Source organism: Serratia sp. CY56464 (genome assembly GCF_052168435.1).
In the GTDB taxonomy this organism is placed as follows: Bacteria; Pseudomonadota; Gammaproteobacteria; order Enterobacterales; family Enterobacteriaceae; genus Serratia; species Serratia marcescens.
This window is the reverse complement of sequence record NZ_JBJNMV010000004.1, coordinates 277,248-286,429: the sequence shown is the minus strand read 5'-3', so window position 1 is coordinate 286,429 and position 9,182 is coordinate 277,248. Positions and strand designations below refer to the sequence as shown.

The window sequence follows — 9,182 nt, the reverse complement described above, 5'->3', positions numbered from 1 at the left end:
CGTATACTACGCTTTTCGCCCGGAGAGTCAAGCGTTTATTTCGCTTTCTTCTCGCTGACCCGGCGGCTTGTCAGTCGTTGTTCCCGGTCAGTGGAGGCGCATTATAGGGAGTTCTCGGCGGGCCGCAACCCCTAAATGCAAAAAACTTTTCAAGCGCGGATTTTTTCAGCAAAACGCTGACCAAACCCGCATTTTTGTCACTTTTCGTACTGGATCTGGCTAAATTCCTGGGCGAAACGATCGACCTGCTGCCAATCGGTGTACTCCACTTCCTTACTGGTATCCGTTTCACCGCCCGTCATACGCATAATAAATTGAATCATGATGCGGTCGAACCAGCGATAGCGCGGATAACGCAATGCGCCGGCAAACACCGCACACTGTTTTGGCTGCCACGGCGAGGCCAGCAGGAACTTGCGGGTATAGGCGTTGGTTTGCGGCGAGCGCTTTTCCGGTTTACGCGCGGTCAGGTTCACGGCAAAGAACGCGCTCGGCATTCGATTCAGTTGTTCGGCATGACGTTTGACGAATTTATCCAGCGCCGGGTTAAAGTGCCCGTAACGGATAGAAGCGCCGATCATCACCTGCTGGTACTGGCTAAGGTCGACCTGTTCCGCCTGCAGCAGATCGATCACCTCACATCGCTGCGTGTCCTGCAGCTTGCTTGCTATATAAGAAGCGATAGCACGTGTTTGCCCGTCACGGCTCGAATAAAGTATCAATGCCTTCATGGCGTACTCCTTATATCAGACTTACTCACGCCAAAAAGTTGGCGTGAACAGCACCAGCAATGTAAACACTTCCAGGCGTCCGAACAGCATCGTCACCACCAGGATCCACTTGGCCGCCGCCGGCATCGTGGTGAAGTTATCCGCCACCACGCCCAGGCCGGGGCCAAGGTTATTGAGTGTTGCCGTCACTGCTGCGAACGCGGAAAAATCGTCAACGCCGGTGGCAATGATCGCCAGCATGCTGACGATAAACACCAGCGCATAGGCGGAGAAGAATCCCCACACCGCTTCCAGAATACGTTCCGGCAGTGCGCGATTGCCCAATTTGATGGTATAGACCGCGTTGGGGTGCACCAGCCTTTTCAACTCTCGCGAACCCTGCAGGTACAGAAGCAGGATACGGATCACCTTCAGGCCGCCGCCGGTCGAGCCGGCACAACCGCCGATGAACGCTGAGCACAGCAACAACATCGGCAGGAACAGCGGCCACTTGGCGATGCTGTCGGTCGTAAAACCAGCCGTGGTCGCCATCGATACCACCTGGAAGAACGCCTGATTGAGCGTTTCCATACCGCTCTTATAGACGCCATGTCCCCAGAGCACCAACGTGCATACCACCACCAGCGTCAACTGAACGAAGATGAACATGCGGAATTCAGGATCACGCCCGTACACCTTCAGACTGCGGCCGCTTAGCAAAGCGAAGTGCAGGCCGTAGTTACAGCCGGAAATCAGCAGGAACACGGCAATGATGGTGTTGATGGTCGGGCTGGCGTAATAACCGATACTGGCATCGTGGGTAGAAAACCCGCCGATGGCGATGGTCGAGAAACTGTGGCCGATGGCGTCGAACACCGACATCCCGGCCCCCCAGAGCGCCAGCGCACAGGCAACGGTCAGCAACACATAGATTAGCCACAGGGTTTTGGCGGTTTCGGCAATGCGCGGACGCATCTTGTTATCTTTCAATGGCCCGGGCATTTCCGCCCGATACAGCTGCATGCCGCCGACGCCAAGTATCGGCAGTATCGCCACCGCCAACACGATGATCCCCATGCCGCCCATCCATTGCAGCATTTGGCGATAGAACAGGATGGCCTTCGGCAACGAGTCCAGCCCCACCAGCGTCGTTGCGCCGGTGGTCGTCAATCCCGAGAAGGATTCAAAGAAGGCGTCGGTCAGCGACAAATTAGGCCGTTCCGAAAACAGGAATGGCAATGCCCCCACGCTGCCCAGCACGGTCCAGAACAACACGACAATCAGGAAGCCTTCACGGGGCTTCAACTCGTGTTTCTGTTTGCGGTTCGGCCACCACAGCATCAGACCGATGGTCAGCGCCACGAAGAAGGTTTGGCTGAACGCGCGCCCCGCCCCATCGCGGTAAATCAATGCCACCAGGCCGGGAATAAACATCGTCCCGGAGAACAGGATGACCAGCAGACCAACGATACGGGTTATGGCGCGAAAATGCATTTCAGCACGATCCTTAGCAATTCAATTGGGAGGAATTATTGCGAAATGGGGGTTAATTGCAAATTACCGCGACTGAGATCACGCAATTTATTCCCAAACAGTTCGACCTCGGTTGCCGGCAACGCCAGATGCAGCACGACGGCGGCGCCGTATTCGCCCTGCAGGATCCGACCTGCGGTTTGCTGCAGCAAGTTCTCCACCAACGCCAACTGCGCATAGTCGCACTGCAAGATATATTCGGCTTCCGGCACCTTTTGTGCCAACGCCAACTGCTTCAACGCCTGTTGAACACCGTTGCCATAGGCTTTCACCAGCCCGCCGGTGCCCAGCTTGACGCCGCCATAGTAACGAACGACCACGGCGGCCACTTCACCGATACCGCTACCCATCAGCTGCGCGAGGATCGGTTTGCCGGCGGTGCCCGACGGTTCTCCGTCGTCTGAGAACCCCAGTTGCTGCGAGTCATCGGGGCTGCCGGCGACGAATGCCCAACAATGGTGTCGCGCCGCCGGATGCTCATCCCGCACCTGCTGAATAAACGCCTTTGCCGCTTCTACCCCGCTGGTCGGCGCCAGCAGGGTGATAAAACGGCTCTTCTTTATTTCTTCGGTAAAGCGGGTTGCTTCCGCCGGTATCGGGTAAGGCCGCATCAGGCCAGGTTCAGATCGCGCGTCATGTTCTCGATGCGCTTTTCGTGGATCACGATGTTGTCTTCGATACGGATGCCGCCATACGGCTTCAGCGCATCGATGCGATCCCAGGCGAAGTGCTGCTTGAATTCACCGCTGCGCCACGGCGCCAACAGAGATTCGATGAAGTACAGACCTGGCTCGATGGTCAACACCATGCCCGGCTGCAACACGCGGGTGCAACGCAGGAACGGATACTTGGACGGCGCCGGCAGATGGGTGCCTTGTTCGTCCTGCATAAAGCCGGCGGCGTCGTGCACCTGAAGGCCCAGCGGATGGCCCAGCCCGTGCGGCAGGAACGGCGTGGTAATACCCGTTTCAACCATCGCCTCTTCGCTGAGGCCGTTCACCAACTTGTGATTCTTGAGCAGCTTGGCGATGCGCTGATGCATTTGCACATGGTAGTCGGTATAGCGCACGCCGGGCTTGATGGTGTCGATCAGCGCCAGCTGTTCACCATTGAGATCTTTCACCAGGTGGGCGAACTCGCTGCCGCTTTGCGCCGCGTAGGTGCGGGTCAGATCGGCGGCATAGCCGTTATATTCCGCGCCGGCGTCGATAAGGAAACTCAGGGACTCGGCCGGCGGCTGATGGTCCAGCTTGGTGTAGTGCAGTACCGAAGCGTGTTCGTTCAGCGCTACGATGTTGTCGTAAGGCACGTCGGTATCACGGTGGCCTGTCGCCGTCAGGTAGGCCAGGTTGATGTCGAACTCGCTCATGCCGGAGAGGAACGCCTCATGCGCCGCACGATGGCCGGTTACCGCCGTCTTCTGCGCTTCGCGCATGCAGGCCAGCTCGTAGCCGGTTTTGATCGAACGGTGGAAATCCAGGTAGTTCAGCACCGCTTTCGGGTTGATGTTCTCAGAAGGAATGCCGAGATCGCGGGCGCGCTGTTGCGCATAACCGATATAGCCGACGCGCTCACGCTGCGGCGGAAGCTGCTGGGCGATGGCGTCGGCGTTGGCCAGCGGCATCAATTCAAGGGATTTGGTCCAGAAACTGTCCGGCAGCGGTTCTACGCTGTGCCAGTAGTCGACCGGGGAGTAGAACCACAGCTTCGGCTTGTTGACACCGTCGATCCACAACCAGCAGTTCGGCACCGACGTCACCGGCACCCAAGCTTTGAAATGCGCATTCACTTTGAACGGATAGCTATGGTCGTCCAAAAATACCTTTTGCAGTTCCCCGGAGTGAATCAGCAGCGCATCCAACTTGTTGCGCTCCAGCACTTCGCGCGCGCGTTTTTGCAGCTCTGCCAAGTGGTCGTTATACAAAGAAGCCAGCGTTTCCATCACAGTACCCTTATGCCTTAGCACGAAAGAAGTCATCTTAACACAGCGCTCCGGCGCACCAACCTTATCGCGTTGGGCATGCGGAGCAGCTCGCAATTCCCTGCAAATGCCGTTACATCCGCAGTTTAACCATTAGCCAGCCGGCCAGGCCGAGCAACGCTATCGCCAGCGCCCATAGGCCGTGGTGCTCCAATAACACCGCGCCGGCCGCGGCAATGCCCGCCAGACACTGCTGCAGAAAGCCACACAGCGCCATCGCATAGGCACCGTGCTCTTCGGCGTCGCTAACCGCCATCGCCATGCTGTTGGGAAACAACACCGCCTGGCCAAAAATGGTCAGGCAATACAGCGCGATGAACAGCGCCATACCGGAAAGGCCGGCCAGAATGCCGCTCCACCACAACAGCAGGATCGCTACCGTCGCCAGAGCGACGATGCCGCTGCCGGTTTGCATCAGTTTTTTCCCGCCGACACGCGCCACCGTGCGGTTCACCGTCAACGCGCCGCTAAAGTAGGCGATACCTATCACCAACCCCAGCGCGCCGAACGCCGTAACGTTGAGGCCAAAACCCTGCTGCATGACGAACGGGCTCACCTCCTGCAATGTCACCGTGGTGGCGAAGCCCAATCCGCCGACGCAGGCCGGCCAGAAGAACCCCGGCCGCCGCAGGATGGCAAAGTAGGTGGCCGCCATCGCCGGGCGCACGCCCCCTGCCCGTCCCGCCTCCAGCGGCAGCGTCGCCATCAGCGCCAGAATGATCAAACCGGTGGCGCCCATCAGGACGAAGCCCATCTGCCAGTGCGAATATTGGCTGAGCAGGCCGCCGACAAACTGACCACCGCCCAGCGCGGTGATAAAAGCGATGGAGAGCACCGATAACCGACGCGCCAACTCGTCACCGCTCCAGTTATCCCGCACGATGATACGCGCAATGATCGCCGCACCGCCGGCGCCCACACCCTGCAGCGCACGCAGCGCCAGCAGCTGGGCGCCGTTGCTGCACAGCGCCAACAGCCCGCTGCAGCCAATGAAAAGAAACAAAGACAGCGTCAGGGGCGCACGGCGGCCAAAGCGATCGGCGGCCGCGCCCCAGAACAGCACCGGCAAAGCGGCGCCGATGACGAAGATCGAAATGGACAGCTCGGTGGCGCGTCGGCTCATCGCCAGCTCCCGCATCACCGTCGGCAGCGAAGGCAAATACACGGTCGTCGCCATCTGTGCCATAAACACCAACAGACATGCCAGCGTCATGGTTCTGGCCGGAATGCTCCATAAGCCGCTGCGTTTGACACAAGCCGCCTTAGTCATGCGTAACCTCGTCTGAATGTTCATTCGCTGCGAGCAAGTGTATGAGTGCCGACACACTCCAGCAAATGCCGATAGCACATAAAATATAACTTCGTTTCAAATCAAAAAACTAACTTGGCGACATGTGATCCGACCAGCAAATATGCAATCTCTCATTTGCATATTTTTAACATAAAAACCACACTCCTCTTCATCTGGTCATACCAGATCATACGCTGATTCAGGAGATAGACATGCTCTACCAAGGCGAAACATTACAACTGCACTGGCTCGATAACGGCATCGCCGAGCTGGTGTTCAACGCACCGGGCTCGGTCAACAAGCTGGACACCCGCACCGTCGCCAGCCTGGGCGAAGCGCTCACCGTGCTGGAAAACCAGCCTGAGCTCAAGGGGTTGCTGCTGCGCTCCTCCAAAGCCGCGTTTATCGTCGGCGCCGATATCACCGAATTCCTTTCTCTGTTCGCCGCACCGGCTGAAAAGCTGCACGAGTGGCTGGTATTCGCCAACAACGTCTTTAACCGGCTGGAAGATTTGCCGGTACCGACCATTTCGGCCATTAACGGCTATGCGCTCGGCGGCGGTTGCGAATGCATTCTGGCGACCGATTTCCGCGTCGCCTCGCCGGACGCGCGCATCGGCCTGCCGGAAACCAAATTGGGCATCATGCCGGGCTTCGGCGGTTCCGTCCGTCTGCCGCGCCTGCTGGGTAACGACAGCGCGCTGGAAATCATCGCCGCCGGCAAAGACGTCAGCGCCAAAGACGCGTTGAAAGTCGGCCTGGTGGATGCGGTGGTGACACCGGAAAAACTGGCCGAAGCGGCGCTCAACATGCTGCAACAGGCGATCGACGGCAAGCTGGACTGGCGCGCCGCGCGTCAACCTAAGCTGGAGCCGCTGAAACTCAGCCCGATTGAAGCGGCGATGAGTTTCACCACCGCCAAAGGCATGGTGCTGCAGACCGCCGGTAAACATTACCCGGCGCCGATGACCGCGGTGAAGACCATTGAAGCCGCCGCCAAGCTGGGCCGCGATGAAGCGCTGAAACTGGAAACCGCCAGCTTCGTGCCGTTGGCCCGCTCCAACGAAGCGCGCGCGCTGGTCGGCATCTTCCTTAACGATCAGTTCGTGAAGGGCCAGGCGAAAAAGCTGGCCAAGAATGTGGATGCGCCGAAACAGGCGGCGGTGCTGGGCGCCGGCATCATGGGCGGCGGTATCGCCTACCAATCGGCGCTGAAAGGCGTGCCGGTGATCATGAAAGACATCAGCGACAAGTCGCTGACGCTGGGCATGAGCGAAGCGGCCAAGCTGCTCAATAAGCAACTGGAGCGCGGCAAGCTGGATGGCCTGAAAATGGCGCAGGTGCTGTCGACCATTCAGCCGACGCTGGACTATGCCGGCATCGAGCGCGCGCAGGTGATCGTTGAGGCGGTCGTCGAGAATCCGAAAGTCAAAGCCGCCGTGCTGTCGGAAGTGGAAAACCTGATCGGTGAGGACACCGTTCTGGCGTCGAACACCTCGACCATTCCGATTAATCACCTGGCAAAATCGCTGAAGCGCCCGCAAAACTTCTGCGGCATGCACTTCTTTAACCCGGTGCACCGTATGCCGCTGGTGGAAATCATCCGCGGCGAACAGACCAGCGACGAGACCATTGCCAAAGTGGTGGCCTACGCCAGCCGCATGGGCAAAACGCCGATCGTGGTGAACGACTGCCCGGGCTTCTTCGTCAACCGCGTGCTGTTCCCGTACTTCGCCGGCTTCAGCCTGCTGCTGCGCGACGGCGCCGACTTCCGTCAAATCGATAAAGTGATGGAGAAACAGTTCGGCTGGCCGATGGGCCCGGCCTACCTGCTCGACGTCGTGGGCATCGACACCGCGCACCACGCGCAGGCGGTAATGGCCGCCGGCTTCCCGGATCGCATGAGCAAAGACTATCGCGACGCCATTGACGTGATGTTCGACAACCAGCGCTTCGGTCAGAAAAATCAGCTGGGCTTCTACCGCTACAGCCAGGATAGCAAAGGCAAACCGCGCAAGGACAACGACGAGCAGACCGATGCGCTGCTGGCCGAAGTGAGCCAACCGCGCCAGACCATCAGCGACGAAGAAATCATCGCGCGCATGATGATCCCGATGATCAACGAAGTGGTGCGTTGCCTGGAAGAAAAGATCGTCGCCAGCCCGGCCGAAGCCGATATGGCGCTGGTCTACGGCATCGGTTTCCCTCCGTTCCACGGCGGCGTGTTCCGCTACCTGGATACGCTCGGCACCGCCAACTACGTTGAGCTGGCCCAGCGTTACGCACACCTCGGCGCCCTGTACCAGGTGCCGGCCGGTCTGCGCGCCAAGGCCGAACGCAATGAAAGCTACTACCCGGTGGCAACACCGCTGTCCGACGTCGCTACCCGCCAACCGGCATGAGGTCATAAAGATGGAAAACGTAGTTATTGTTGATGCCGTACGCACGCCGATGGGCCGCTCCAAGGGCGGCGCCTTCCGCCAGGTGCGCGCCGAAGATCTCTCCGCTCACCTGATGCGTGAAGTGCTGAGCCGCAACCCGGCGCTGGACGCCGCCGAGATTGATGACATTTACTGGGGCTGCGTGCAGCAAACGCTGGAACAAGGCTTCAACATCGCCCGCAACGCCGCGCTGCTGGCCGAGATCCCGCACCGCGTGCCGGCGGTGACCGTCAACCGCCTGTGCGGCTCTTCGATGCAGGCGCTGCACGACGCGGCGCGCGCCATCATGGTTGGCGACGCGCACATCAGCCTGATCGGCGGCGTGGAACACATGGGCCATGTGCCGATGAATCACGGCGTGGATTTCCATCCGGGCCTGAGCCGCAGCGTGGCCAAAGCCGCCGGGATGATGGGGCTGACCGCCGAAATGCTGGCCAAGATGCACAACATCAGTCGCCAGATGCAGGATGAGTTTGCCGCCCGCTCCCACCAGCGCGCACATGCGGCGACGCTGGCAGGTTACTTCAAAAACGAGATCATACCGACCAACGGTCACGACGCCGACGGCGTGCTGACCCGTTACGATTTCGACGAAGTCATTCGCCCGGAAACCACCGTCGAAAGTCTGTCGGCCCTGCGTCCGGCGTTCGATCCGGTCAACGGCACCGTCACCGCCGGCAGCTCCTCCGCCCTGTCGGACGGCGCTTCCGCCATGCTGCTGATGAGCGAATCGCGCGCCAAAGCGCTCGGTTTGAAGGCCCGCGCCCGCATCCGCTCGATGGCGGTGGTCGGCTGCGATCCTTCCATCATGGGCTACGGCCCGGTGCCGGCCAGCAAGCTGGCGCTGAAACGCGCCGGTCTGGGCGTGCAGGACATCGATCTGTTCGAGCTGAACGAAGCGTTCGCCGCCCAGTCGCTGCCGTGCATCAAGGATCTGGGGCTGATGGACAGCATCGACGACAAGATTAACCTGAACGGCGGCGCCATCGCGCTCGGCCACCCGCTGGGCTGTTCTGGCTCCCGCATCTCGACCACCCTGTTGAACAACATGGAACGTCGCGACGCGCAGTTCGGCCTGGCGACCATGTGCATCGGCCTGGGCCAGGGCATCGCCACCGTCTTTGAACGCGTTTAGCTGTGTCTATCTTGGGATGACCGCGTCACTACTTCAAATCGCGGCATCCCGCCAAGTTTAGTTGCCGTTCTTCCCGCCTGTCAGGGGCGGG

7 protein-coding genes are annotated in these 9,182 nt (G+C 59.7%); 2 read left to right on the top strand and 5 right to left on the bottom strand.

Annotated features, from left to right (window positions below; genetic code table 11):
* Window positions 1-197: 197 nt before the first annotated feature.
* The 5 genes from hemG to ACJ8KE_RS19380 form a co-directional block, all read right to left on the bottom strand.
* On the bottom strand, window positions 198-731 hold the full coding sequence (gene hemG, locus ACJ8KE_RS19400; protein WP_028127640.1) for a menaquinone-dependent protoporphyrinogen IX dehydrogenase: 534 nt from the start codon (window positions 729-731) through the stop codon (window positions 198-200).
* Window positions 732-752: 21 nt separating this feature from the next.
* Window positions 753-2,204 (bottom strand): Trk system potassium transporter TrkH, encoded by a 1,452-nt coding sequence (gene trkH, locus ACJ8KE_RS19395; RefSeq protein ID WP_004934492.1) that lies wholly within the window; start codon window positions 2,202-2,204, stop codon window positions 753-755.
* Window positions 2,205-2,239: 35 nt separating this feature from the next.
* The gene (locus tag ACJ8KE_RS19390) at window positions 2,240-2,854 is read right to left on the bottom strand and encodes an IMPACT family protein (protein WP_079452310.1); all 615 of its coding nucleotides are present in this window, start codon (window positions 2,852-2,854) and stop codon (window positions 2,240-2,242) included.
* On the bottom strand, window positions 2,854-4,185 hold the full coding sequence (gene pepQ / locus ACJ8KE_RS19385; RefSeq protein ID WP_239442393.1) for a Xaa-Pro dipeptidase: 1,332 nt from the start codon (window positions 4,183-4,185) through the stop codon (window positions 2,854-2,856). The genes ACJ8KE_RS19390 and pepQ overlap by 1 nt, the downstream gene beginning before the upstream one ends.
* Before the next feature lie 112 nt (window positions 4,186-4,297).
* The gene (locus ACJ8KE_RS19380) at window positions 4,298-5,494 is read right to left on the bottom strand and encodes an MFS transporter (protein WP_442517349.1); all 1,197 of its coding nucleotides are present in this window, start codon (window positions 5,492-5,494) and stop codon (window positions 4,298-4,300) included.
* A gap of 233 nt (window positions 5,495-5,727) precedes the next feature.
* On the opposite strand from ACJ8KE_RS19380, the gene fadB reads away from it, so the two are divergent.
* Window positions 5,728-7,917, top strand: a complete 2,190-nt coding sequence (gene fadB, locus ACJ8KE_RS19375; RefSeq protein ID WP_016929440.1) for a fatty acid oxidation complex subunit alpha FadB — start codon at window positions 5,728-5,730, stop codon at window positions 7,915-7,917.
* A 10-nt stretch (window positions 7,918-7,927) separates the two neighbouring features.
* Window positions 7,928-9,091 (top strand): acetyl-CoA C-acyltransferase FadA, encoded by a 1,164-nt coding sequence (gene fadA, locus ACJ8KE_RS19370; protein ID WP_033638974.1) that lies wholly within the window; start codon window positions 7,928-7,930, stop codon window positions 9,089-9,091.
* Window positions 9,092-9,182 lie beyond the last annotated feature (91 nt).

Coding starts and splice junctions, on each gene's coding strand:
- ACJ8KE_RS19380 (WP_442517349.1), bottom strand. CDS start 5,494: ATGACTAAGGCGGCTTGTGTCAAACGCAGCGGCTTATGGAGCATTCCG.
- pepQ (WP_239442393.1), bottom strand. CDS start 4,185: ATGGAAACGCTGGCTTCTTTGTATAACGACCACTTGGCAGAGCTGCAA.
- trkH (WP_004934492.1), bottom strand. CDS start 2,204: ATGCATTTTCGCGCCATAACCCGTATCGTTGGTCTGCTGGTCATCCTG.
- hemG (WP_028127640.1), bottom strand. CDS start 731: ATGAAGGCATTGATACTTTATTCGAGCCGTGACGGGCAAACACGTGCT.
- fadB (WP_016929440.1), top strand. CDS start 5,728: ATGCTCTACCAAGGCGAAACATTACAACTGCACTGGCTCGATAACGGC.
- ACJ8KE_RS19390 (WP_079452310.1), bottom strand. CDS start 2,854: ATGCGGCCTTACCCGATACCGGCGGAAGCAACCCGCTTTACCGAAGAA.
- fadA (WP_033638974.1), top strand. CDS start 7,928: ATGGAAAACGTAGTTATTGTTGATGCCGTACGCACGCCGATGGGCCGC.